The organism is Streptomyces sp. NPDC051576 (genome assembly GCF_040681835.1).
Taxonomy (GTDB): Bacteria; Actinomycetota; Actinomycetes; order Streptomycetales; family Streptomycetaceae; genus Streptomyces.
Genome location: NZ_JBFAZO010000007.1, coordinates 136,839 through 161,377, shown reverse-complemented (window position 1 = coordinate 161,377; position 24,539 = coordinate 136,839). Strand labels below are relative to the sequence as shown.

Genomic DNA, 24,539 nt, shown 5'->3' with positions numbered 1-24,539 from the left:
TCGACCCGGACCCATTGACGTGACAAGCCTGGCGCGCCTAACGTCCCGGCAACCAAGTTGAAACCTTTCACGACGCTGTGAGGGCCCACCCGCCGGCGTCGTCGAGGAGCCCCTCATGACCCACCCGTCAGACGCGGGTCCGGCCCCGGTGCTCGCGCTCAAGGGCATCTCCAAGTCCTTCGGCGCGGTGCGCGCCCTGCGGGACGTGTCCCTCGCATTGTTCCCCGGTGAGGTGCACGCACTCGCCGGTGAGAACGGCGCGGGCAAGTCCACCCTCATCAAGACCCTCGCCGGTGTGCACCGGCCCGACGCCGGCCAGGTGCTGCTCGACGGCGAACCCGTCCTCTTCCACGGCCCCGGTGACGCCCGTGACGCGGGCATCGCCGTGATCTACCAGGAACCGACCCTCTTCCCCGACCTGTCGATCGCCGAGAACATCTTCATGGGCCGCCAGCCGCGCCGCGCGCTGGGCCGGATCGACCACAAGGCCACGTACGCGGCGACCGCCGACCTGATGAAGCGGCTCGGCGTCGAGTTGGACCCGGACCGGCCGGCCCGTGGCCTCTCCATCGCCGACCAGCAGATCGTGGAGATCGCCAAGGCGCTCTCCTTCGACGCCCGCGTCCTCATCATGGACGAGCCGACGGCCGCCCTCACCGGCAGTGAGGTGGCCCGCCTCTTCGGCGTCGTCCGCACCCTGCGCGAACAGGGTGCGGCCATCCTGTTCATCTCGCACCGCCTGGAGGAGATCTTCCGGATCTGCCAGCAGGTCACCACGCTGCGGGACGGCGCCCTGATCTCCAGCGAACCCCTCGACGGGATGACCGAGGACGACCTCGTACGGCGCATGGTCGGCCGCGATCTCGACGAGCTGTATCCCAAGCAGGACGTCGAAGCCGGCGAAGTCGCCCTGAGTGTCAAGCGGTTGACCCGCGAGGGCGTCTTCACCGACGTGTCCTTCGACGTGCGGCGCGGCGAGATCGTCGGCCTCGCCGGGCTCGTCGGCGCCGGCCGTACCGAGGTGGCGCGAGCCGTCTTCGGCATCGACCGGTGGGACGCCGGCGGGGTCGAGGTCGATGGCAGGGCGCTGACGAACGGCGCCCCCTCCACCGCGATGGCCGCGGGGCTCGCCCTGGTCCCCGAGGACCGGCGGGCCCAGGGCCTGGTGATGGACATGTCGATCGAGCGCAACATCGGGCTCACCGGCCTGCGTACGACCACGAAGGCGGGCCTCGTCGACCGCGGCGCCGAGCGCAGCCGTTCGCTCGACTGGGCGGTGAAGCTGCACGTCAAGTACGCGCGGATCGCCGACACCGTGAACACCCTCTCCGGCGGCAACCAGCAGAAGGTCGTCCTCGCCAAGTGGCTGGCCACCGGCCCCAAGGTGCTGATCGTCGACGAGCCGACCCGTGGCATCGATGTCGGCACCAAGGCCGAAGTCCACCGGCTGCTCAGCGAGTTGGCCGCCGACGGGGTCGCGGTCCTGATGATCTCCTCCGATCTGCCCGAGATCCTCGGCATGGCCGACCGCGTGCTGGTGATGCACGAGGGCCGCCTCACCGCCGAGATCCCCCGCTCCGAAGCCACCGAGGAAACCGTGATGGCCGCAGCCACCGGGAGGGCCGCCGTATGACGGTCACGGCTCCCAATCCCGCGCCCCCCGCCGAGGTGCCCGAGTCGAGCAGCACCCGGCTGGTCGACCGTGTCTTCAAGATGCGCGAACTCGCCATCCTGGTCGTCTTCCTGGTGATGATCGGCATCACCCAGGCGGGCAACAGCGAGTTCCTGTCCGAGCAGGGCATCAAGGACCTGCTCCTGAACGCGACCATCCTGGTCCTCGTCGCCACCGGGCAGTCGCTGGTCGTCATCACCCGCAATGTCGACCTGTCGGTCGGCTCGACCCTCGGCATCACCGCCTTCGCCACCGGGACCTACCTCCAGGGTGGCGGCAACGCGGTCGTCGCGATCCTCCTCGCCGTGCTGCTCGGCATCGGTCTCGGCCTGGTCAACGGGCTGCTCGTCAGCCTCGGTCAGGTACCGGCCCTGGTCGTCACGCTCGGCACGCTCTACATCATCCGGGGCGTCGACTCCATCTGGGTCGGCTCGCGGCAGATCACCGCCGCCGATCTCCCGGGCGGATTCGTGGACTTCGGTTCCGGCGGTCTGTCCGCCGTGCCCTGGCTCGCGCTGATCGCGCTCGCCGTCCTGGTCGCCACCGCCTACTACCTCAAACACTTCGGCAGCGGACGGGAGTTGTACGCCCTCGGCTCCAACCCCGAGGCCGCCCGGCTCGCCGGCATCCCCGTCCGCAAGCGGATCCTCGCCGCGTACACCTTCTGCGGCGGACTCGCCGGACTCGCCGGCGCGATGTACCTGGCCCGCTTCGGCAACGTCGACTCCGGCACCGGCACCGGCTATGAACTCACCGTCGTCAGCGCGGTGGTTGTCGGCGGAGTGGTCTTCACCGGCGGCTCCGGCAGCGTCTACGGCGCGGCCCTCGGCGCCCTTCTGCTGACCTCCATCAACAGTGTGCTGCCCGCCCTCGGCGTCAGCAGCGTCTGGGTGCTGGCCATCAACGGCATCCTGCTCATCCTCGCCATCGCCGTCGACCGGGTGGTCGCCCTGCGCGTGGCCACCGCACTGAAGAAGAGGAACGCCCGCCATGCCTGAGTCCATGTCGTGGGCGACCCGCGCGATCCGCTGGGACACGGTCGTCGGCGCCCTCCTGATCGTCCTGCTCCTGTTCTCCTTCTCCTCCGTGGACGGCTTCGGCAACGCGCTGAACCTGTCCTTCCTGATCGGCAACACCCTTCCCATCGCCCTGATCGCCCTCCCGATGACCCTCCTGGTCGTCGCCGGCGAGATCGATCTGTCGGTCGCCTCCACGGCCGGCCTGTCGGGCGCCGTGATGGGCAAGCTGTGGAACGACGGCATGGCCATCGAGACGATCATCCCGATCTGCCTGCTGCTGGGCGTGGCCTGCGGCTTGGTCAACGGGCTCCTCGTGACCCGGCTCGGCCTGCCGTCCCTGGCCGTCACCATCGGCACCCTCGCCGCCTATCGCGGTATCGCGCAGATCGTGCTCGGCTCCAACGCGGTGACCGACTTCCCCACGCAGTACCTGGACTTCGCGGCCGGACGGCTCGGCACCACGTTCCTGCCGCAGGCCTTCCTGCCCTTCCTCGTCCTGCTGGCCATCGCCGTGGTCGTCCTGCACGCCACCCCGTTCGGGCGGTCGTTGTTCGCGATCGGAGCCAACGAGGAGGCGGCGCGGTTCGCCGGTATCCGCGTCAAGCGGCAGAAGCTGATCCTGTTCACGGTGACCGGGCTGATGGCCTCGCTCACCGGTGTGTTCTGGGCGCTGCACTACGCCAGCGCCCGCTATGACAACGCCACCGGGCTCGAACTGTCCGTCGTGGCCGCGGTGTTGCTCGGCGGTATCGACTTCGACGGCGGAAAGGGGACGTTGGGAGGCGCGATCGCGGGTGTCTTCCTGCTCGGGGCGCTGCAGAACGTGATGAGTCTGCTCAACGTCTCGGCGCAGTCCCAGATCGTCGTCACGGGTGTGCTGCTGGTGGTCTCCGTGCTCGGGCCGCGTGTCGCACGCCAGATTGTCAATGCCAGGGCGGCTGCGCGCGCCGCCGGATAGGCCGTTCGTCGGCTGCGGGCCGGTTGTGGCCGGCCGCGCGGTTCCGTCTCCGTCACCTTCGTAACAAAGGACCCCAAGCCATGCGCAAGTCATCCCTCCGCCGTGCCTGTGCGGCCCTCGCCGCCGTGACCTCCGTCGCCCTCGCCGCCACCGCCTGTGGCGGCACCACCAAGAACGATGTGAAGGACAGCGACACCTCCGCCGCTTCCGCGGGCAAGGCCGACCCGAACGCCGCCCTCAAGAAGGGCCTCACCGTCGGCTTCCTGCCCAAGCAGGTCAACAACCCGTACTTCACCTCCTCCGACAAGGGCGGCGAGAAGGCCCTCACCGAACTGGGCGAGAAGTACAAGGAGGTGGGCCCGACCAGCGCCACCGACACGGCGGGACAGGTGAGTTACGTCAACACGCTCACCCAGCAGCAGGTCAACGCCATGGCCGTGTCAGCGCAGGACCCGGGCGCCCTGTGCACCGCGCTCAAGCAGGCCATGAGCAACAAGATCAAGGTCGTCACCTACGACTCCGACACCAACCCCGACTGCCGCAACGCCTTCGTCTCGCAGGCCAGCGCCGAGGACCTCGGCCGCACCGAGGTACAACTGCTCGCCCAACAGATCGGCTACAAGGGCGAGATCGCGATCCTGTCGGCCGCGCAGACCGCGACGAACCAGAACACCTGGATCGGTTTCATGAAGGAGGAGCTGAAGGACCCGAAGTACAAGAACATCAAGCTGGTCAAGGTCGCCTACGGCAACGACGACGCGCAGCAGTCCTTCCAGCAGACCCAGGGTCTGCTCCAGCAGTACCCGAACCTGAAGGGGATCATCTCCCCGACCACGGTCGGCATCAAGGCCGCCGCCCAGTACCTCTCCGGCTCCAAGTACAAGGGCAAGGTCAAGCTGACCGGCCTCGGCACCCCGAACGACATGCGCAAGTACGTCAAGAACGGCACCGTCGACGGCTTCGAGCTGTGGGACCCGGCGAAGCTCGGCGAGCTGGCCGCGCGGACCGCCGTGGCGCTGGTGTCGGGGCAGATCACCGGCAAGGAGGGCGAGACCTTCAAGGCCGGCGACATGGGCTCGTTCACCATCGGCAAGGACGGCGTGATCAACCTCGGCAAGCCGACCGTGTTCGACGCGAAGAACATCGACCAGTTCAACTTCTAGTCCCTGAAGTCCTCTACAACTATGGGGTGTTGATGCAGCGCGTGTGCTTCCTGCTGAAGGTCCGGGCGGACCGCCTCGACGAGTACCGCGAGCGGCATGCCGCCGTGTGGCCCGAGATGCTCGACGCACTCTCGGCCACCGGCTGGCACAACTACTCGCTCTTCCTGCGCGAAGACGGCCTGCTGGTCGGCTACTTGGAGACCGAGGACTTCGCCGCCGCCCAGGCCGGCATGGAGGCCACCGACATCAACGCCCGCTGGCAGGCGGAGATGGCGCCGTTCTTCGAGTCACTGGACGGCGCCCGTCCCGACGAGGCGATGAAGCCCCTCACGGAGGTGTTCCACCTCTCATGACCGCCGCCGGAAGCGGACTCGCCGCCCCTGCCGTCACCCTGCTGGGCCGCACCCAACTGGACGCCACCGCTGTCTACTTCGTCTCGTACGACGGCCTGGTCAACAACAACTCGTTCCAGAAGAACGGCCTGTTGACCTACAAGGGCTACCAGTACGCGGCCTGGTACACCTCCACCCGCGACGCGGTCGTCGCCCGCCGCGCCCTCGGCGCCACCAACTGGTCGAGGATCACCCTCTCCCACACCCTGAAGAGCGACGACTCCCACAACGTCATCTCCATGGGCGTCTCCAGGGTCGACGGCCGCCTGCACCTGAACATGGACTCCCACAGCGACGGCTTCTTCTACGTCAAGTCGATCGCCGGTCTGCTCGACAATCCGGCGTCCACCGCCTGGACTCCGGCCGTCCTCGGTGCCGTACAGACCACACTCGACGGGGTCGCCCTCACCACCCAGTTCACCTACCCCCAGTTCATCGCCACCCCCGAGGGCAGACTCCAGCTCAGCTACCGCGTCGGGATCTCCGGCAACGGCCGCAACGCCCTCGCGGAGTACGACGGTTCGGGCTGGACCGCGCTGGGGGAGTGGAGCGCCTCGACCGGCACCTACACCAGCACGCACGGCTCCAGCACCGTCCGCAACATGTACCTCCACGGCATCGACTACGACGTGAACGGCCGCCTGCACGCCCTGTTCACCTGGCGTGAGCAGTCCGCCGCCGTGATGTGCGACAGCGGTGGTCTCACCAACCACGACACCGGCTACGTGTACTCCACGGACCGGGGCCGCAGTTGGCGCAACGACGCCGGAACGACCGTAGGAACAACAGGCAGTTCGGACACCGTGGCCGTCACGGACAGCGGACTGGTCGTGGACTCCCTGAACCCGGACCACTCACTGATGAACCAGGAGAGCCAGACCACCGACTCCGCCGGCCTCCCGCACGCGATCATCAGCTACGTCCCCGGCCGCTTCGGCCAGTGCACCACCGACTACGTCGCCGACCGCACGGCCAACGGCCGCGCCTTCCACCTCCGCAAGAACTCCACCGGCGCCTGGCAGAAGACCGAGATCCCGATCCCCCTCGCTTCCAGCCAGCGCACCAGGCTGGTCCTGGACAAGTACGACAACGCCTACGCGGTCCTGCCCTACGGCCGTATCGCAGGCGCCTCGAAGGCCTCCGGGTACACCGATTGGGCGCTGCTGTACGACGCGAGCGATCTGAACGCGTTCGGCGAGGTGGTCGTGGACGAGCTGCGGGTGCGGGCGGACAACGTGCTGTCGATCATGTACCAGGAGAAGTCGAGCGGTACGACCCCCTCGCCACTCCACGTCGTCGACTTCGCCCTGCCGGCGTGACCGGGACGGCCGCCGGAGTCGTCGAAGGTCATGACGGTAATGTGAAGGTCTTCCCGCCGCCCCACGTCACCCTGGAGGTCTCCGCCTGATGGCCCAGCCGGTGGGTATCAAGGACGTCGCCCGCGCCGCCGGAGTCTCCGTCGGCACGGTCTCGAACGTCATCAACCGCCCGGACACCGTCGCCACGGAGACCCGGGCCCGCGTGCTGTCCGCGATCGACCGCCTCGGCTATGTCCGCAGCGAGTCCGCGCGCCAACTGCGGGCGGGCCGCAGCCGGATCATGGGGCTGCTCGTCCTCGACATGGGCAACCCGTTCTTCGTGGACGTGGCCCGCGGCGCCGAGCGGGCCGCGCGCGAGGCCGGGCTCGGGGTCATGGTCTGCAACAGCGCGCAGAGTCCCGGCGAGGAGGCCGAGTACCTGTCGCTCTTCGCCGAACAGCGGGTGCGGGGCGTGCTGTTGACCCCGGCCGACGCGACCGGACGCAACATCGACTCGTTCCGCCGGCACGGCATCCCATTCGTGCTCGTCGACCGCGTCGCCGAGGGCACCACCGAGTGCTCGGTCTCCGTCGACGACGTCGCGGGCGGCGCGCTCGCCGTGCGACACCTCATCGACGCCGGGCACCGCTCGATCGCGTACGTCAGCGGCCCGCCAGGCTTCAACCAGGTGCGTGACCGTCGTACGGGCGCGAAGAAGGCGCTCACCGAAGCCGGTCTCGACCCGGACGCGCTGCGCGAGCTGCCCACCGACCGGCTCGACGTGGCCGCCGGACGGGACGCGGGTGCCCGCCTGCTCGGTCTCGCCGAGCGGCCCACCGCCGTCTTCTGCGCCAACGACCTCCTCGCCCTCGGTGTGCTCCAGGCCATGTACGCGGCCGGGGTCGGCGTCCCCGACGACCTCGCGATCGTCGGCTACGACGACATCGAGTTCGCCGCTGCCGCCGCCGTACCGCTCACCTCTGTCCGCCAGCCCGCCGTCACGATGGGCGCCCTCGCCGCCGAACTGCTCCTGGAGGAGACCGAGGCGGAGGCGGCGACCAGCGCTCGCCCGCACGAGCACCGGCGGGTCGTGCTCCAGCCGGAACTGGTGGTGCGCCGCTCCAGCCTCGCCGCCCGCTGACCCGCCGGTCAGTACGATTTCATGATCCAGGGGGTCGGATATCGGACGCGCATGTGCTGAACTGTGACGCGGCCCGTCATCCCGTCCGTCCCAGGAGCCCCGTTGTCCGTCAGCTACCGCCAGCCCGGCGTCGTCCTCACCGACCGCCGCTTCACCGTGCCCCTCGACCACGAGGACCCCACGGGCGAGACCATCGAGCTCTACGCCCGTGAGGTCGTCGCGAGCGACAAGGCGGACCGGGAGGACCTGCCCTGGCTGGTCTATCTCCAGGGCGGACCGGGCTTCGGGGCGAATCGTTTCGTCGGGCGGCAGGCCTGGCTCGACCGGGCCCTCGACGAGTACCGCGTGCTCCTCCTCGACCAGCGCGGCACCGGCCACTCCACCCCGCTCACCCGCCAGACGCTCCCACTGCGCGGCGGCCCCGCCGAACAGGCCGACCACCTCACCCGCTTCCGCGCCGACTCGATCGTCCGGGACTGCGAGACCATCCGCCCGGCTCTCACCGGCGGCGTCCCCTGGACCGTCCTCGGCCAGAGCTTCGGCGGCTTCTGCACGGTGAACTACCTGTCCACCGCCCCCGAAGGCCTCCGTGCCGCAGTCGTCACCGGCGGTCTGCCGTCCCTCGACGCCCACGCCGACGACGTCTACCGGGCGGCCTACCCGCGCATCGAGCGCAAGGTCGCCGCCCACTACGACCGCTACCCGCAGGACGTGGCGCGGGCCCGCCGCATCGCCGAACACCTGCTGTGCCACGAGCGGGTCCTCCCGGGCGGCTACCGGCTCACTGCCGAGGCCTTCCAGTCCCTCGGCATCATGCTCGGCGGCAGTGAGGGCAGCCACCGCCTCCACTTCCTCCTGGAGAACGCCTTCGTCCGCACCCCGCAGGGTCACGAACTCTCCGACGCCTTCCAGGAAGAGGTCCAGAACCTCCTCTCGTACGCCGGCCATCCCCTCTACGCGCTGGTCCACGAGGCGTGCTACGGCCAGGGCAGCCGCCCCACCGCCTGGTCGGCGGAGCGGGTGCGCGCCGAGTTCCCGCAGTTCGACGCCGCCAAGACGCTCGCCGGCGACGGCCCCCTCCTCTTCACGGGCGAGTCGATCCACCCCTGGATGTTCGACTGCGACCCCGCCCTGCGCCCGCTCCGCGACACCGCCGAACTCCTCGCCGCCCGCACCGACTGGCAGCCGCTCTACGACCCGGCGCGCCTGGCCGCCAACGAGGTGCCGGTCGCCGCGGCCGTCTACCACGACGACATGTACGTCGACGCGACCCACTCCCTGCAGACCGCCCGCTCGATCCGCGGCCTGCGTACCTGGGTCACGGACGAGTTCGAGCACGACGGCGTGCGGGCCGGCGGCCCACGCGTCCTGGACCGGCTGATCGCGCTGACGCGAGATGAGGCGTGAGGTAGTCCGGGCGGGGCCTCACCGGGTGGCCGACAAGGACATGCCGCATCGAAATTTCCGACATAAGGTTCATTTCGATGAATACCAAGTCACTCCGCCGGGCCCGCCCGGCCGCCCTGGTCCTCGCCGTCGTCGCGGCGAGCACGGTCGCGCTGGTGTCCTGCGGCGACGACAACAACAGCTCCGGCAGCAGTTCGCAGGCCTCGATCCCGGACACGGCCTCCTTCTCGGGCATGACACCGTCTGCCCTGAAGTCGGCCGCCTCCTCGGCGGTCGCCTCGGCGAGCGCCCGGGCCTCCGCCGCCGCATCCTCCGCCTCGGCCGCCGCGTCCTCCTTCGAGGCCTCGGTATCGGCCGAGGTTGCCCGCGCGAGCAAGGACGCCCAGAACGAACTCAAAGACGTCACGGGCCAGGGCAACGCGATGGCGGACGTCACCATGACCGGCAAACCGCGCGCCCAGACCGGCGGACTGCTCGCCGTCGTCGTCACCATCACCAACAAGACCGACAAGAAGGCGTCCTACGCCGTCCAGGTCGACTTCCTCGACTCCTCGGGGAAGGTGGTGGAAAGCCGGTACGTCGGCGCCGAGAACCTCGCGCCCGGCGCGAAGGCCCAGCCGGTCGCCATCAGCACGAAGCCGCCGGAGCCGGTGCTGACCCCCAAACTGGCCAAGGCGCAACGCTATTGAGCAACAGGACGGTCAGCGCTGTGAGTTGAGCGCGTCCACGGCCCCGCCAGCGTCCCCGATCGTCGTGTAGTCCACGGCGACGAAGTTCACCGGCCGACCGCGTTCCCGCTCACAGCGGTGGACGCGGTCGAGCACGTACCGGCGGGCGTTGACCTCGCCCGCGTCCAGGCGGCTGCCGCCGTCGATGGTGATGAAGTGGTTGAGCAGGAACAGGCGTTTGTCGCTGCCACCGCGATGCGGCACGCAACTCATCTCCTGCGGCGTGCGGAACGCGAACGGGGTCTCCATGCCGTAGTCGTAGAAGTTGCGGTACCAGGGCGCCGGACCGTCGGCCTTCTCCGCGAAGACGACGAGTCGGCGCCCGCTGTCGACCATGTCGCCCAGGGTCGGCCAGGGCTTCGAGGGATCGGGGTCCGGGGTGTGGACCAGGTCGCTCAACCCGGCCTGCGCGAAGGCCTGTTCGGTGTCCTCGCCGCTGATCGCGTCCTGCACGATCAGCGTGACGACTTCGGTCGGATGGGCGCGCATCCAGTCGCCGATCTCACGCAGCGCGGGCACCAGGGCGACGGCACCGGCCCGGCACACGGAGTGGCACAGCCACAGCCCCTCGCGCGGCGGGTTGACCCGGTTCACGGCCGAGGCGATGAACTCCCGTTGCTCCGGGGTGAAGTCGGACTCGGCGAGCCGCGCGGTGATCTCGTCCGGGCGCTCCCAGTGATAGGTGTCGATCTGGAGGGCGCGCACCCCGTCGTCCAACTGGGCGGTGATTCCCGGGTCCTGGAGCGGCCCGATGAACCGGTCGACGGTCGTCGACATCGCGTTGTGCGAGGTGAGGTAGGCGACCTCGTCGTAGGGACGGTCGCACAACTTGGCGCTGCCCTCGCAACTGCGGGACGTGGTGGGCGTGATGGCGTACGGCACCAGCAGGACTCCGGCGACGGCGACGCCGCCCGTGGCCAGGGCCAGCCACCGCAGCCGGGGCACTGCGGGGACGTGCGGCCGGACCTGGAGGGCCCAGCCCACGGCGGTCAGGAGGGCACCGGCCAGCACCGGGACCAGAGCGGTCGTCAGGGCGGTGGCCGTGATCCGGTCCACGGCCGTGCGCTGCACATCGTCTACCAGCCGGGCCAGGCTCGGCGGCCAGGAACCCGGCGGATCGATCACCCGCCCACCGCTGACCAGCCGGAACACAACGGCGACGAGCCCGGCCAGCACTCCACCGGCCGCGAGTGACCAGCCCAGGGGGAGGAGTTGGCGGCCCGGAGCCGTCGGGCCGCCGTAGACCCACAGCACGGTCAGCGCGACGACGAGGAGCGCCGAGGCGAGGGCCTCCGTGAGGCCGAGTCCGACGGCGGTGTAGGCACGGGCGCGGTGGAGGGGAGCCAGGTCGTTGCCGGATGCGGCGAGGGTGTCCGTGAGGTTCCAGATCCCGCCGTCGAAGGTCGTCCGTAGTTGAGTGGCGGCTGTCCGGGTCCGGTCAGAGACGACGGCGGGGGCGACGGTTGCGAGCGCGGTCGCGACATCGCCGTCCCGCAGCGCCGTCTCGACCGTCGGACGCAGGGCGTCCCGGTCCGCGGCGGGCAGACCGCTCACCAGCGTCGCGGCCGCCTGGTCCGCCTGTGCCTCGGTCAAGGGAAGCGCGGGCAGCCCGGTCGGGATGTGCCCTGCGGTCACGGTGCCCAGGGCGGTGGACAGGTCGGCCGAGAAGCGGTCGAAGTCGGGTTCGGTGCGGTTCTGGACCGAGGCGACGAGATCGCCGAAGTAGATCTGCGCCAGGTCGTTGAGGTTGGCCAGCACGGGCCGCAGATCGACCGTGAGGTCCAGCGAGTCGCGCTCGCCGCCCAGGTAGCCCACCACGGCGTCGATCTGCCGCTGGGTGAGGTCCCGGACCGTCTCCGGCGGCAGCACCAGCTTGAGATTGGAGGTGACCTGGGCCTCCGGAACGGGCAGCCGGGCCAGCAGCCCGCGCGTGACGGCCGCCGTGCGCGGATCGACCAGCACCTGGTTGTAGAGCCGGTCGTAGGCCTTCTGTTCGTCCAGCGCCGAGCGGTAGAAACCTGGAGAGACCACGGTGGAGCGGGCCGTGGCCGTGAGAGTGAGGACGGCCGTGGCGAGGACGGCGAGGACCATGGCCGCGATACGCGACCACCTGCGGGACGCGACGCCGACCGGGTCCATGATTCATCGTCGTCCCGCCCCACCGGCCCCGCAAACGGACGGCAGGACGGCGGAAGGGGCATGGCCGTGGCGGCGGCGGGCGTGATTGGATCACCCGGGCTTGCGTATGACCACGGATTCCACGACGGGGGACGGCATGGACACGACGGAACTGCTGGCGGACCGCTTCGAGGAGCACCGCGGCCGGCTGCGCGCGGTGGCCTATCGCATGCTCGGCTCGCTGCCGGAGGCGGAGGACGCCGTCCAGGAGACCTGGCTGAAGCTCAGCCGCACCGACGCGGACGACATCAGGAACCTCGGTGGCTGGCTCACCACGGTCGTCGGCCGGGTCTGCCTCGATCTCCTGCGCTCCCGCACCAAGCGCCGCGAGGAACCCATCGACGAGACCCTCTCCGAGACCTTCGTCCCCGACCCGCTGATCAGGCCGCTGACGGACCTCGACCCCGAGGCGGAAGTCCTCCAGGCCGACTCGGTGGGCCTCGCCCTCCTCATCGTCCTGGAGACCCTGGAACCCGCCGAACGCCTCACGTTCGTCCTGCACGACATGTTCGCGGTGCCCTTCGACGACATTGCCCCGATCGTGGAACGCACACCGGCCGCGACCCGCCAACTGGCCAGCCGGGCCCGCCGCCGGGTCCAGGGCGCGGCCCCATCCGCCGACCCCGACCTCGGCCGGCAGCGCGAGATCGTCGAGGCCTTCCTCGCCGCCGCCCGTGAGGGCGACTTCGACGCGCTCGTGGCCCTCCTCCACCCGGACGTGGCCCTGCGCGCCGACTCCGGTGCGCTGGTACGGGGCGCGGCCGCCTCCAAGGCGATGCGCGGCGCCCACGCCATCGCCGAACAGGCCCTCATGTTCGCTCCGTACACCCACGACGCCCGACTCGCCCTGGTCAACGGCTCGGTGGGCATTGTCAACGAACCGGAAGGACAACTGCTCTCGGTCATGGGCATCACCATCACGGACGGCCGGATCACCGAGATGTACATCCTGTCCGACCCCGACCGGCTGGCCCGCCTCCGCGCGACCGGGTCAGTACGCTGAACGACATGGAAGATCACATAGCGGACCGGCCCGGCCTGCGCGGTGACTGCGAGCGGTGTTTCGGGCTGTGCTGTGTGGCGCTGCCCTTCACCGCCGGGACGGACTTCGCGATCGACAAGGCCGCGGGGACGCCGTGCACCAACCTCCAGGCTGATCACCGCTGCGGAATCCACGCGAAGCTCCGGCGGACGGGCTTCAGCGGCTGCACGGTCTACGACTGCTTCGGCGCCGGGCAGCAGGTCTCACAGGTCACCTTCGGCGGACAGGACTGGCGTACGGGGCCGAAGGACCAGGCCCGCCGGATGTTCGACGTGTTCCCCGTCGTACGCCAACTCCACGAACTGCTCTGGTACTTGACCGAAGCACTGACCCTGCGACCGGCCGAGTCGATCCACACCGAGGTGCGCGGGGCGCTGTCCAGGACCGAGGCGCTCACGCGCGGCACACCGGAAGAACTCGGCGCGCTCGACGTGGGCGCGTACCGGCAGGAGGTCAACGTGCTGCTGCTGCGGACCAGTGAGCTGATGAGGGCCGGAGCGAGGGGCAAGAAGAAGGACCGTCGCGGCGCCGACCTCATGGGCGCCCGGCTCAAGGGCGCCGATCTGAGCCGGGCCGATCTGCGCGGTGCCTACCTCATCGCCGCCGATCTCACCGGGGCCGATCTGCGCGGCGCGGATCTGATCGGCGCCGATCTGCGGGACGCCGACCTCACGGACGCCGATCTGACCGGCGCGTTCTTCCTCACCCAGCCCCAGGTCGCGGCGGCCCGGGGGAGCGCGGGCACCAGGCTGCCGGGGTCAGTCGTCCGCCCTGTGCACTGGACAGCGGGCCTCTGAGGGACTTTCGTCCGCGACCACGACCGGTGCCGTCGTCGTGGGTGCCGTGCGTCGGTCCAGGTGCAGCCGCAGTCCTTCGGGCATCAGGGTCAGGCGTTCGGTGACGCGCAGCCGGTACGCCGGGTCGGGGCGCAACTCGTAGCGTCGCAGCAGCAGTCCGAGGACCAGCGTCGCCTCGTGCAGGGCGAACTGGCGGCCGATGCAGGCCCGCGCCCCCGTCCCCCACGGCTTGAAGGTGTGCGGGGCGCGGGAGCGTACGGCCTTGGCGTCGAAGCGGTCGGGGTCGAACTCCTCGGCGTCCGCGCCCCACACCTCGGGGTCGCGGTGCAGCATCGGCGTCAGGATCAGCGCCCAGGCGCCGCGCCGCACCGGGTGGACCCCGGCGACCTCGGTGTCCCGGGTGGCCTCACGGGCGTAGGCGGGCGCCGTCGGCCAGAGCCGTAGCGACTCGTCGAGGACCCGGCGGACGTACCGCAGCTTGGCGACCTGGTCGTAGGCCGGGACCTCGGTGTCGCCCCAGACCTGGTCGATCTCGGCGCGGGCGCGGGCCGCGACGTCCGGGTGGCGGGCGAGGTAGTGCAGGGCGAAGGACAGGGAACCCGAGGTGGTCTCGTGGCCGGCGACCAGGAAGGTGATGACCTGACGGCGGACGTTCTCGGCGGAGAGCCGCTCGCCGGTCTCCGGGTGGGCGGTGTCCAGCATCCGGTCGAGCAGGTCACCGTCGCCGCTCGCCGTACGGCGGGTCCGCACCAGGTCGTCGACCGTGCGGTTGAGGTAGGCGATGTCGGCCTCGTTGCGGCGGGTCGCGGTGCGCAGCAGGAGCGGGGCCAGCGGTGCGGGCACGGAGTTGAGGCGCTGCGCGTAGCTGAGCGTGCCCACCATCGATGTCACGAAGGGGTGCGGGCGGTCGCGTTCGAAGGAGCCGAAGTCGTGGCCGAAGCCGGTGCGTGCGATCGTCTCCAGCGTCAGCTTGGTCATGTCGCCGGGCACGTCCACCGCTCGCCCGGCGGCCAGTTCGCGGTCCCAGCGGTCCGTGAGCCGCTCGGCCACGGACAGCATCATCGGGTGGTAGCCCTCCATCGCCTCGCGGCTGAAACCGGGGGCGAGGACGTCGTGCGCCAACTGCCAGTTCGGTTCGTGGTTGTACGCCGTGAAGAGCCCGTCCCCGGCGACCGGCCGCAGGTTGGCGACGCCCAGTCCCACGTGCTTGGCGAAGCGCGACTCGTCCGCCATGTCGGCGACCAGGTCGGCGCCCCACACGAACACGAACTCCTTGCCGAAGGCCTTTCGCCGGAAGATCGGGCCCAGTTGGCGGGCGTAGCGGAGCGAGTCCTGAAGGGGGGTGCGCCGGTCGGCGCCGATGATGTCGCCGAGCAGCGGGACCCGGCGCGGGGGATGCGGGATGAGGTCGAGACGGGGCCAGCCCTGCTCGGCGTCCCGGAATCCCTTCGGCAGCGCGGTGGGCGTGGCCGTCGTCGTCTCCGCCATGACGCGATCTCCCTTGGGTCATCGGCAGGTTGAGCCTGTTGTACGTGGGTTCAATAGCGGGTTTCAGTGTGATCCCGTCGTTGAACCGACGTCAAGTAAAGTGCGGGAATGGCCGCGAACCAGGGTGAGCGCACGCGCCGCCGGCTCAGCACCGAGGAGCGCCGGGAGCAACTCCTCACGGTGGGCGCGCGGTTGTTCTCGGAGAATCCGTACGACGACGTGTGGATCGAGCAGGTCGCCGAGATCGCCGGGGTTTCCCGCGGGCTGCTGTACCACTACTTCCCGACGAAGCGGGACTTCTTCGCGGCCGTCGTCGAGCGCGAGAGCGAGCGGATGCTGCGGATGACGGCGGCAGTACCGGGCCTGCCGGCCCGAGAGCAGCTCGCCGCCGCCCTCGACACCTATCTGGAGTACGTCCACGCGCACGCGCACGGCTATCGCGCCTTCCACCGCGCCGACGCGGCCGGGGACCAGACCGTACGGCGGGTCTATCAGCGGGCGTTGGCTGCGCAGGAGCGGCAGATCCTCGCCGCGCTGGCCGCGGACCCCGAGTTCGGGCGGGCCGTGGGGGAGCGGGCCGATGTGAAGCTCGCGGTGCGCGGGTGGCTGGCCTTCACCACCGCGGTCTGTCTGGAGTGGCTGCGGGGCCCGGAGTTGAGCCGGGAACAGGTGCGGGATCTGTGCGCGCGGGCGCTGTTGGGCGTCATCTCGCCCTGACCGAGCGGTGAAGAGATTGCGTGGCGTGGTTGGCGCGCGCCCCGATCTTCGGTAAGTTAGGCAAGGCTTACCTAAGGAGGTCAGGGATGGGTGACAGCCAATCGTGGACGGCCGCGCCTGCCGCGGCCGAGCGGGCCCGCTCGGTGCTCGCCGCCGCATGGTCCTGCGCGGTGACCGCGGAGGGCGGTCGCGAGGAGTTCGTCGGCGCGCACAGCGTGGACGACGAGGGCCGGGTGCTGCTGCGAGTGCCCGAGGACAGCGCCCTGCTCGCGGCCGCGATCTGCGCGCCGCGCGGAGAGCCGTCCGCGGTCCTGGAGTTCGCGGACGTCGCGCCCGTCCCGGTGCGCAACCGCATCCGGGCCAGGCTGTGGCTGGCCGGCTGGTTCGTGCCCGAGGAGGGTCAACTGGCCTTCCGGGCAACGCGCGTGGTGCTGCGCCCGCCGTCCGGCGCGGTGGTCGTCGACCTCGAGGAGTTCGCCACCGCCGAACCCGACCCGCTGGCCCTCGCCGAGGCCCAACTGCTGACCCACCTCGCCGACTGCCACTCTGACGCGGTCGAGCGGCTCACCCGCCTCGTCGAGCCGGACAGCCTGCACGGCGCGGTTCGCGTCCAGCCCCTCGCCGTCGACCGGCACGGCCTGACCCTGCGCATCGAGCGCGCCCGCGCCCAGGGCGACGTACGGCTGCCGTTTCACGCGCCCGCCGACACAGTGGACCAGCTCACCGAGCGCATGCATGTGCTGCTCACCCAGGCCAGCGCCGCATCCTGTCCACGTCCCCTACAGCGGCAGCGCACAGACGGCGACCGGTGAGGCGAACGGCTCGCCCGTGAGCCGCAGTTCACCGCTCGTGTCGTCCACGCCGAACACGCTCACCGTCCCCGACTTCTGGTTCGCCGCGAACAGCAGCGTCCCGTCCGGCGAGAACGCGATCTGCCGCGGGAAGTCACCGCTCACCGGTACGGTCCCGAGCAGCCTGAGCCGGGCGCCGTCGGCCTCGACGGCGTACCGCGCCAGAGTGTTGTCACCACGGTTGGCGAGAAACGCGTACGCGCCGTTCGACGTCACCAGGATCTGCGCCGGGTAGTTGGTGGCGGTGCCGGTGCTGCCCGACGGCTGCGGGGCGCCGATCGACAGGGCGCCCGTGCTCGGGTCGTAGGCGCAGACCGCGATGGTGTCGTCGACCTCGTTGGCCAGGTAGGCGTACCGGCCGCCGGGGTGGAACGTGAGGTGGCGCGGGCCCGCGCCCGCCCGGGCGTGTGCCTGGGAGACCTCGGTGAGCGTGCCCTTCGTGGTGTCCAGCCGGTAGGTGTAGACCGTGTCCGTGCCCAGGTCGACGGCGAGGACATGGCCGCCGTCGGGGCTGGTGACGAACTGGTGCGCGTGCGGGCCGTCCTGGCCCGGGCCCGGCTGCGGGGTCGAGTGCTTGATCAGGGCGGTGCGTTCGCCGAGCGCGCCCGAGGTGTCGATCGGGTGCACGGCCACGCTGCCGGACGTGTAGTTGGCGCTGAGCAGCCAGCGTCCGGTCGGGTGCACGGACAGATGACAGGGGCCCGCACCACCGGTGCTCCGCGCGCCGAGGATCTTGCGGTCCGCCAGACGTACGGCGGTCACCGCGCCGGCCGTCTGCTCGTCGACTGCGTACAGCGTGCGGCCGTCGGGGTGCGCGGCGAGGTACGAGGGGTCGGCGACCCCGGTGATCGTGCCCGCGCCGGTGATCCGGCCGGTCGACGTGTCGTAGGTGGCCAGGCCGATGCCCGTGCCGCCGCCGTCGACCGAGGTGTATGTGCCGAGGTAGAGGGGGCGGGGGCCGGCGGCCTTGCCGGTGCGGTGCGCGCGCGGCGCCTGGGCGGTCGTAGGAGTGGATTCGGGGTCCGCCGGTGGTGAGGCCGGTGCGGGGACCGCTACCACCGCCGCGGTTCCCGCCAGGGCGCCGAGGAAACGGCGCCTGCCCCAGCCTCCGCGTGACGCCTCCGCACCACTGCTCATACCCACACCCTCAGGTCGTCGCTCGCCCCGGTCGTCACAGCCACCTTGGCGTGGACGACCGGTCGAGCGCAAGACCGGCAACGGTCGTTGCGGAGGATGCAATAGGTGTGTGGTCTACCAGTCGCCGTCCTCCACCGGTTTGCCCTGCGCGTCCTTGAGGGGTTGCACCTGGCCGGGCGCGGGCTGCTGCCAGGGTTCGTGGTCGTCGCCCAGCCAGTCGCCCACCGGCTGCACCGCGCCCAGGGTGTCGGTGGGGGCGAGATCCTCGGCGTCCTGGTCGTAGTAGTCGAACCACGGGAGCCCCGCCCGGGTGTACGCGGCGCGGTCCACCGGCGACGGCGGCGGCTCCTCGCCGGTGATGCGGCGCCACTCCGGCGGTGTCACCAGGTGGACGAACACCCGCCCGGCGGGTTTCTCGGCCCAGGCCTCCAGCGGCCGGCCGTCCTCGTAGACCTCCTGGCGCATCGAACCGCCGACACCGAGCCCCATGGCAACGGCGGACCGGGACGGGGCCGCCGGAGCGCCCGGTGCCGGAGCGGCCATCGGCATGGCGGGCATGCCGTAGCCCCCGGACGGCATGGTGGTCGCGCGCGTTCGCTTCGAGCGGTGGCGCTCCTTCTCGCGCCATCTGGCCAACTCCCGCTCGGTGAGCGGGAAGGACTGGAGCTGTATGCCGCCCCACACCTCCTCGCCCGTGACCTGGCCCTCGACCGTCGCACCCAGGCCCAGCGGGACCGCCACGAACTGACGGACCGTCCCCCGGCCGGAGTTGATGCCGTCGAGCCACGGCTGGCGGGGCAGCACCAGGTAGTTCTGCGGGTGCCGGGACAGCCGGTCGCTCCACGGCTTGCCCGAGACCGCGCACACCTTGCCCACCCCGACCTGGAGCGCCGCCGGCTTGCGCGTGCCCGCGAAGCTCAGCCACATCGCCTCGCGCAGATACACCGGCAGCATCACGCCACCGCGCGCCCGCCACTGCTCGGGCACCGTGTCCGGGAAATCCGCGACCCGCCGGACCGGGAACTCACCCAGCCCCGGCGGCAACGCGTGCGTACCCGTCTCCGGCAACCGCAGGGTGCGGACGAACCGCACCGCCACCCCGCCGGGCAACCGCAAGGTGTTCCCGTCGATCCGCACGCTGCTGTCCTTCATACGCCCGCCCCCTCCGTCGCCCCACTGCATCACCTAGAACGACCGGCGCCCGTGTCCCGGTTCCTGCGCAGTCGCTCCGGCACCCCCACGCGCTCCCGCACCCAGGTCAGCCGGGGCATACGGGCGCGCTGCTCGCTGGTGCAGCGGTCGAGTTCCTCCAGCAGCCGGCGCGAGCGGTGCTCGGTGTCCAGCTCGTCCAGCATGCGGTTGACCTCGGTCAGCACGGCACCCAGCAACTGCCACTGGGCGGCGTCGCGCTGGACCTCCTCCAGGAGCAGTTGCGCCAGCTTGTCGCGGGTCGCGGCGGCGGTGTGCAGCTCGGCGGTGAGCCGCGACTCCGCGGACTCGGCGCTCACACTCACGTCGGTGGTCACCAGCACCGCGAAACTGACCACGGCGTCGCCGATCTCCGACAGCAACTGCTCCACGGCGGCACCCGTGGACGGCGCGAACAGCGGCTCGGGGTCGCGCTGTTTCGCCAGGTCGGTGAAGGTGCGCGCGAGGACACGCAGTACGACCGTGCAGATCTCCAGCGTGTCCAGACCGGTCCGCAGTACGACCCGGTGCAGCAGCCCCTCCCGCACGCGAGGATTGAGCCGCAGACTGTCCTCGGCCTGTCTCAGGGCCGCGTCCACCTCGACGATGTCGTGGTCGAGCCGGCGTGCCTCGTGCAGCCGCGCGGTGGCGTGGTCGACCGGGGTGCGGCCGGCCGCCTCCTCGCCCATGCGCCGCATCAGCCGCCGCAGCCGACGGGCCAGCCCCTCGATCGACTCACCGGCCTCGTCCACCCACACCGGGGGAGCCAGCAGCAGATTGCAGCCGAGCCCCACGACCGCGCCGATCAGCGTCTCCACCACGCGTGCCCAGGCCGTGTCCCCGACCGCGGTCACGCCGAGGACCAGCATCGCGCTGATCGCCACCTCGGGCACGTACTCCTCGACCCGCACCACCCGCCCGACCGCAAGCGCGGCCACGATCAGCAGCGCCAGGCTCCACCAGGTCAGCCCGACCAGCAGACTGAAGGCGATGGCGACGAGCACGCCCGCGACCACCGCGCCGATCCGGCGGATGCCGTTGGTGAGGGTGGCGTACAGGGTGACCTGGACGACGAGGAGCGCGGTCAGGGGAGCGGTCAGCGGCGCGGGCTCCGGGCTCAGCCGCAGCGCGACGACGTACGCGACCGTCGCCGCGGTCGCCGACCGCAGCGTCTGGACGACCACCGGGTCCCGGTGCCGCCCCACGAACCGCACCAGCGGCGCCGTCCACTCACGGACATCTCGCATCCTTGGCCTATTCCCTCTCACCGGATGCCCTGAACGTATCCATTGAGGACCGTAACTGTCCGCAAGGCTTCCTAGATTGTCATCATCGGACATCGCGGCACGGAACGAAGGGGAGGGGACCGTTCATGACGAACATCCAGGGCATCGAGGTGCTGACCCGCTCGCACGACTACCTGCGCGAGGTGGTCGCCGCCGTGCCCGGGAGCGCCTGGGCCGCGCCGACGCCGTGCAGCGAGTGGACCGTACGCCAGGTCCTCAACCACGCGCGCATCGACCAGCAGGCCTACGGCCTCGTCCTCACCGGCGACCGGCCCGACTCCGACCCCTTCCACCCCGCCGATTCCCTCGACGGTGACCCGGCCGCCGAACTCGACAAGGTGCTCCGCGCTGTGGCCGACGGCTACACCCGACTGCCCGCCGACACCGACGAGATCCCGACGCCACTGGGCCCGATGCCTCTCCCCCTCGCGGCGGCCACAGCCGCCATGGACGCGGCCGTGCACGCCTGGGACATCGCCGCGGCGACCGACCAGAACCGGCCACTGGACGCGGACCTCGCCGAGGGCATCTGGCCGGCCGCGGACCATCTGGTCGACCAACTCCGCGACGCGTACCGGGTGTTCGCCCCGGCGCGTGAGGCGAGGGGCGAGTACGACAGGGCCGAGGCTCTCCTCGCCTTCCTCGGGCGCGACCCGCACTGGACGCCTGTCGGGTCCTGAGGAGTGGCGGGCCCTGTCCCGCCTTTACTGCGAAACGGCCGCCCGGCTCCGCGACCGATAACCCGCGATCTTCGCGAGGTTCCCGCAGCGGTCCATCGAGCACCAACGGCGGCGGCGGGCCTGGGAGTCGTCCAGGAAGAGGAGAGAGCACTCCGGGTTCTCGCACTCCTTGACCCGCTCCAGCAGCGGGCTGTCGACCAGCAGGACGCCGTCGCGGGCCACCGTCGCCAGCGCCGCGCGGGCCGGGTGTGCCGACTTCCAGCGTTGTGCGCCGAGTTGGGGCGCCAGGTCCGGGCGGGCGGCGGCCTCGTTGACCCGCTCGACATCGGCCGCCGCCGGTTCCCGTCCGGCCATCGCGTCCCGTACGACTCGGTAGAGCGCCTCGCGCAGAGTGCGCGCGTCCGTCAGATCCCGGGCCGTGACCCGCACCGGTTCGCTGCCCGCCGACAGCTCGGCCTCCGTGATCCAGGCGGCCAGGGCGGCCGGATCGGGGAGCCGCTCGACGGGTGTGCCGTGCCGTTTGCCGAGGGTCGCCACGAAATTCAGGCACGGGCGTCCGCCGATGAACGGAAAGACGGGCGGGAGGGTCATGGCAGCGAGCTTACCTCCCGTACACCGGTTCATGCGGTGTACGGGAGGGAGGTCGAGGGCCCTTGACACCAGTTCATCGGGTGTCGCATGGTGACACCAGTTCAACAGGTGTCGGCTGGACGGGTCGGCCACGACAGGGAGCGGGTGCGGTATGCGCGCGGTACGGATCGACGAGTTCGGCGGGCCCGAGGTGCTGGTACCGGTCGAGGTGCCCGACCCGGTCGCGGGTCCCGGGCAGGTGCTGGTGAGGGTCGCCGCGGCCGGGGTGAACCGCGCGGACGCCCTGGTCAGGTCCGGGAACTACCACCGGGCCGGACATCCGCCGCTGATTCCCGGAGTGGAAGGGGCCGGTACCGTCGCCGCGTTGGGGGAGGGCGTCACCGGATTCACGGTCGGGCAGCGGGTCGTGGCCCTCGACGGAGTGAACTCACCTGGGTTCTATGCGGAGTTGGCGGTCGTACCCGCCACCCAGGTCGTCGCCGTACCCGACGGGGTGGACCTGACGCACGCCGCGGCGCTGCCCGTCGCCTGGCTGTCGGCCTGGTACTGCCTGCGCCACCTCGCCCGCGTCTCCAAGGACGACACCGTCCTCGTGAAGGCCGCCGCGAGCGGCGTCGGCAGCGCGGCCGTGCAGATCGCGGCCGAGGTCGGCGCCCGTGTCGTCGCGCTCGCCGGATCACCCGAAAAGGCCGCCTGGGCCGGGGAGTTCGGCGCCCAGGCCACCCTCGACACCTCGGCCCACCCGGACGACGCCGAGGTCGACGAGGTGCTGCGGCTCACCGGCGGACGCGGCGCGGACATCGTCCTGGACACCGTCGGCGGCCGGGCCTTCGGGCGCAGCCTGCGCGAGATCGGGCACGGCGGCCGGGTCGTCGCCCTCGCCAATGTCGCCCTGGAGCCCAGCACCGTCGACACCCGCGACTTCTACCCGAAGAACGCGTCGGTCCTCGGCTTCCAGCTCACCAACCTCCAGATTCATGGCGGCTACGACCCCCGCCCGGACCTGCGCGAACTCGCGGAGCGGGTGGCCGCCGGCACCTACCGCGTACCGATCGAGACCGTCGTGCCCCTCGCCGACGCGCGCGCCGCCCACGAGCGGCTGGAGCGCCGGGACAACCGGGGCAAGATCGTGATCGCGGTGCCGGGCGACTGACGTCAGACGTACAGCTTGTCGATGAACGCGATCAGATTGCCCACCGTCCGCTCGATCTGCTGCTCCACGGTCAGGCTCTCCTCGATGCGGACGCCCGACTCGGGGACCTTCCTGCCGCGCACATAGAGGGAACACGCGAGATCGGTGCACATGTACAGGCCGACCGAGTTGCCCTCACGGCCCGCCGGACCGGCTTTGCGCGCGGTCATCAGGGAGACACCGCCGCCCGGGTGGGTCGTCACGCACAGCGAACACATGCTGCGGTGCAGAAAGCCGCGCTGCGCCGACGGGAACCGCAGCGTGACCCCGACTGGCCCGTCCGCCCGCTCGGTGACCAGATAACTGCGGTCGGGCGCCCCGGGATCCCGCCAGCCCAGGAAGTCCAGGTCGTCCCAGGGGCGGCTGTCGAGATCGCGGGGTACGGCCAGCCGCTTGGCCTCGCCCTTCGAGCAGTTGACAAACGAGTTGCGGATGTCGTGCTCGGTGAGTGATCTCATGGGAGGGGCTCCTGGGGGTGTCGGTTCCGAAACCTAGAGGGTCTAGGTTTCGGCCCAGGGTAATGAGGCGGCTGGTGGAGGTGCCAATGGATTTCGGGGGCGTCGGGCCGAGACAGGCCCGTGCGTTGCGACATGTGGCGGAGCGCTCGGCGGGGCCGGCCGTCGATCCGGATCTGCGCATCACGCTGAACTTCCATCCCGACCGTACGGCGGCAGGTCGACCGATCCTCGAAGCACTGGCCCAGGACGGCACGTACCACTCCCAGTTCGTCACCGGCACCAGCAACGGCGGCCTCACCGCCCACCCCGGCGGCGACCGCTGGCGCTGGGAGAGCCGGATCTTCGCGGGTGCCTACGACGAGGCGCCCGCACCCGAGCGGCCGGTCTACGGCGGACTGAACTTCCGACGCCAACTGGTCGGCGCCGCACCGAGGTTCGGCTCCTCCCACCTGCGGCTGACCGCCGCCGCCCTCGCCCGCGCCACCTTCTGCTACCCCGACAGCGCGGCCGAACCCACCGACTTCGGTGTCGCCGTCGGCATGTCCCTGATCGCCCTCGCCGAGGCCGACGAACAGGACCCACTGAACGACTACATCGAGACACAGGTGCACGGCGGAGTCGACCTCGCCCGGGACACGGAGGCCCTCGTCCTGGACGCGAGCTACCGCGACACCCCCGTCGAGACCGCCGCCCACCGGCTGCCCTGCCCCGTCGAATGGCACCCCGGCTACCGACTCACCGTGCCGGAGCTGTACCGGCACGCGGACTACCGGGGCCAGGAGTACGCCGACCTCGGAGCCCACATCGCCGAGAAGGGAGTGATCGACCCCCGGATCATCGGCGACGCGGCCCGCACCGGAATCCACGAACTCCAGCACCTGAAGATGGTCTGGCACACCCTGGCCCGTTTCGGGGCGCCGGTGGGGGCGGGGACGGCGCGTCAGCGCTGGGGCGCGGACGTCGGCGGCCAGACGCCTGTGGCGAGTACGCCCAACGTGTAGGCGTGGGTGATCAGTTGGGTGCGTCTGCCGAGTTCCAGCGGGCCGATGGATGCCGTAGTGGTTGGGTCAGGGGGGCGGGTGGTGAGGGCGATCTCGTGGGCCGGAGGGGGCGGGGGCGTCGCGTCAGCTCTCCCGTGTGGCCGTCGGCGGCCAGA

Annotated in this window: 23 protein-coding genes; 16 read left to right on the top strand and 7 right to left on the bottom strand. The window is 70.9% G+C overall.

Features of this window, described 5'->3' with window-relative positions:
* Positions 1-115: 115 nt before the first annotated feature.
* The 9 genes from AB0M63_RS24015 to AB0M63_RS23975 all read left to right on the top strand — a co-directional run bounded on the left by AB0M63_RS24015 (position 116) and on the right by AB0M63_RS23975 (position 9,739).
* On the top strand, positions 116-1,633 hold the full coding sequence (locus AB0M63_RS24015; RefSeq protein WP_366020812.1) for a sugar ABC transporter ATP-binding protein: 1,518 nt from the start codon (positions 116-118) through the stop codon (positions 1,631-1,633).
* The gene (locus AB0M63_RS24010; protein ID WP_366020811.1) at positions 1,630-2,670 is read left to right on the top strand and encodes an ABC transporter permease; all 1,041 of its coding nucleotides are present in this window, start codon (positions 1,630-1,632) and stop codon (positions 2,668-2,670) included. The genes AB0M63_RS24015 and AB0M63_RS24010 overlap by 4 nt, the downstream gene beginning before the upstream one ends.
* Positions 2,663-3,649, top strand: coding sequence for an ABC transporter permease (locus AB0M63_RS24005; protein ID WP_355910936.1), 987 nt, complete (start codon positions 2,663-2,665; stop codon positions 3,647-3,649). Before AB0M63_RS24010 ends, AB0M63_RS24005 begins: the two co-directional genes overlap by 8 nt.
* Before the next feature lie 80 nt (positions 3,650-3,729).
* A complete protein-coding gene (gene rhaS, locus AB0M63_RS24000) occupies positions 3,730-4,812 on the top strand; it encodes a rhamnose ABC transporter substrate-binding protein (RefSeq protein ID WP_355910939.1) in 1,083 nt (360 codons plus the stop codon).
* Between the two features lie 32 nt (positions 4,813-4,844).
* Complete coding sequence (locus AB0M63_RS23995) at positions 4,845-5,165, top strand: L-rhamnose mutarotase (RefSeq protein WP_355911338.1); 321 nt, start codon at positions 4,845-4,847, stop codon at positions 5,163-5,165.
* Positions 5,162-6,523, top strand: coding sequence for a BNR repeat-containing protein (locus AB0M63_RS23990; protein ID WP_366020810.1), 1,362 nt, complete (start codon positions 5,162-5,164; stop codon positions 6,521-6,523). The genes AB0M63_RS23995 and AB0M63_RS23990 overlap by 4 nt, the downstream gene beginning before the upstream one ends.
* Positions 6,524-6,611: 88 nt before the next feature.
* Positions 6,612-7,643 carry a LacI family DNA-binding transcriptional regulator gene (locus tag AB0M63_RS23985; RefSeq protein ID WP_366020809.1) on the top strand — a complete coding sequence of 344 codons (1,032 nt, stop codon included), beginning with the start codon at positions 6,612-6,614 and terminating at the stop codon, positions 7,641-7,643.
* 102 nt (positions 7,644-7,745) lie between these two features.
* Positions 7,746-9,050, top strand: coding sequence for an alpha/beta fold hydrolase (locus AB0M63_RS23980; protein ID WP_366020807.1), 1,305 nt, complete (start codon positions 7,746-7,748; stop codon positions 9,048-9,050).
* 77 nt (positions 9,051-9,127) lie between these two features.
* Entirely contained in the window at positions 9,128-9,739 is a 612-nt protein-coding gene (locus AB0M63_RS23975; protein ID WP_366020806.1) for an FxLYD domain-containing protein, read from the top strand.
* Between the two features lie 12 nt (positions 9,740-9,751).
* On the opposite strand, the gene AB0M63_RS23970 is transcribed toward AB0M63_RS23975, so the two are convergent.
* Positions 9,752-11,917, bottom strand: a complete 2,166-nt coding sequence (locus AB0M63_RS23970) for a PI-PLC domain-containing protein (RefSeq protein WP_366020805.1) — start codon at positions 11,915-11,917, stop codon at positions 9,752-9,754.
* A 136-nt stretch (positions 11,918-12,053) separates the two neighbouring features.
* Between AB0M63_RS23970 and sigJ the strand changes: the two genes are divergently transcribed.
* Together sigJ and AB0M63_RS23960 are read left to right on the top strand one after the other, a co-directional pair.
* On the top strand, positions 12,054-12,959 hold the full coding sequence (gene sigJ / locus AB0M63_RS23965; RefSeq protein WP_355910957.1) for an RNA polymerase sigma factor SigJ: 906 nt from the start codon (positions 12,054-12,056) through the stop codon (positions 12,957-12,959).
* Positions 12,960-12,964: 5 nt separating this feature from the next.
* Positions 12,965-13,795 (top strand): pentapeptide repeat-containing protein, encoded by an 831-nt coding sequence (locus AB0M63_RS23960; RefSeq protein WP_355910960.1) that lies wholly within the window; start codon positions 12,965-12,967, stop codon positions 13,793-13,795.
* On the opposite strand, the gene AB0M63_RS23955 is transcribed toward AB0M63_RS23960, so the two are convergent.
* Positions 13,757-15,283 carry a cytochrome P450 gene (locus AB0M63_RS23955; protein ID WP_355910963.1) on the bottom strand — a complete coding sequence of 509 codons (1,527 nt, stop codon included), beginning with the start codon at positions 15,281-15,283 and terminating at the stop codon, positions 13,757-13,759. The two genes, AB0M63_RS23960 and AB0M63_RS23955, sit on opposite strands and share 39 nt — an antisense overlap.
* Positions 15,284-15,391: 108 nt before the next feature.
* Between AB0M63_RS23955 and AB0M63_RS23950 the strand changes: the two genes are divergently transcribed.
* Together AB0M63_RS23950 and AB0M63_RS23945 are read left to right on the top strand one after the other, a co-directional pair.
* Positions 15,392-16,000, top strand: a complete 609-nt coding sequence (locus tag AB0M63_RS23950; RefSeq protein ID WP_355910966.1) for a TetR/AcrR family transcriptional regulator — start codon at positions 15,392-15,394, stop codon at positions 15,998-16,000.
* An 86-nt stretch (positions 16,001-16,086) separates the two neighbouring features.
* The gene (locus AB0M63_RS23945; protein WP_366020804.1) at positions 16,087-16,812 is read left to right on the top strand and encodes a DUF2470 domain-containing protein; all 726 of its coding nucleotides are present in this window, start codon (positions 16,087-16,089) and stop codon (positions 16,810-16,812) included.
* Here the strand turns inward: AB0M63_RS23945 and AB0M63_RS23940 are convergent.
* The 3 genes from AB0M63_RS23940 to AB0M63_RS23930 form a co-directional block, all read right to left on the bottom strand.
* Positions 16,780-17,988 (bottom strand): lactonase family protein, encoded by a 1,209-nt coding sequence (locus AB0M63_RS23940; RefSeq protein ID WP_366020803.1) that lies wholly within the window; start codon positions 17,986-17,988, stop codon positions 16,780-16,782. The genes AB0M63_RS23945 and AB0M63_RS23940 overlap by 33 nt on opposite strands.
* A gap of 114 nt (positions 17,989-18,102) precedes the next feature.
* Complete coding sequence (locus AB0M63_RS23935) at positions 18,103-19,140, bottom strand: hypothetical protein (RefSeq protein ID WP_366020802.1); 1,038 nt, start codon at positions 19,138-19,140, stop codon at positions 18,103-18,105.
* A 29-nt stretch (positions 19,141-19,169) separates the two neighbouring features.
* The gene (locus AB0M63_RS23930) at positions 19,170-20,423 is read right to left on the bottom strand and encodes an FUSC family protein (RefSeq protein ID WP_366020801.1); all 1,254 of its coding nucleotides are present in this window, start codon (positions 20,421-20,423) and stop codon (positions 19,170-19,172) included.
* Positions 20,424-20,548: 125 nt separating this feature from the next.
* On the opposite strand from AB0M63_RS23930, the gene AB0M63_RS23925 reads away from it, so the two are divergent.
* Entirely contained in the window at positions 20,549-21,142 is a 594-nt protein-coding gene (locus tag AB0M63_RS23925) for a TIGR03086 family metal-binding protein (RefSeq protein WP_366020800.1), read from the top strand.
* A 24-nt stretch (positions 21,143-21,166) separates the two neighbouring features.
* On the opposite strand, the gene AB0M63_RS23920 is transcribed toward AB0M63_RS23925, so the two are convergent.
* Positions 21,167-21,733 (bottom strand): CGNR zinc finger domain-containing protein, encoded by a 567-nt coding sequence (locus tag AB0M63_RS23920; protein WP_366020799.1) that lies wholly within the window; start codon positions 21,731-21,733, stop codon positions 21,167-21,169.
* 151 nt (positions 21,734-21,884) lie between these two features.
* Here AB0M63_RS23920 and AB0M63_RS23915 point away from each other — a divergent pair, with 151 nt between their 5' ends.
* Positions 21,885-22,886 (top strand): zinc-binding dehydrogenase, encoded by a 1,002-nt coding sequence (locus AB0M63_RS23915; protein WP_366020798.1) that lies wholly within the window; start codon positions 21,885-21,887, stop codon positions 22,884-22,886.
* A 2-nt stretch (positions 22,887-22,888) separates the two neighbouring features.
* Here the strand turns inward: AB0M63_RS23915 and AB0M63_RS23910 are convergent, their stop codons facing one another.
* The gene (locus tag AB0M63_RS23910; protein ID WP_366020797.1) at positions 22,889-23,383 is read right to left on the bottom strand and encodes an FBP domain-containing protein; all 495 of its coding nucleotides are present in this window, start codon (positions 23,381-23,383) and stop codon (positions 22,889-22,891) included.
* Between the two features lie 86 nt (positions 23,384-23,469).
* Here AB0M63_RS23910 and AB0M63_RS23905 point away from each other — a divergent pair, with 86 nt between their 5' ends.
* Entirely contained in the window at positions 23,470-24,384 is a 915-nt protein-coding gene (locus AB0M63_RS23905) for a DUF3626 domain-containing protein (RefSeq protein WP_366020796.1), read from the top strand.
* The last annotated feature ends 155 nt before the right edge of the window (positions 24,385-24,539 follow it).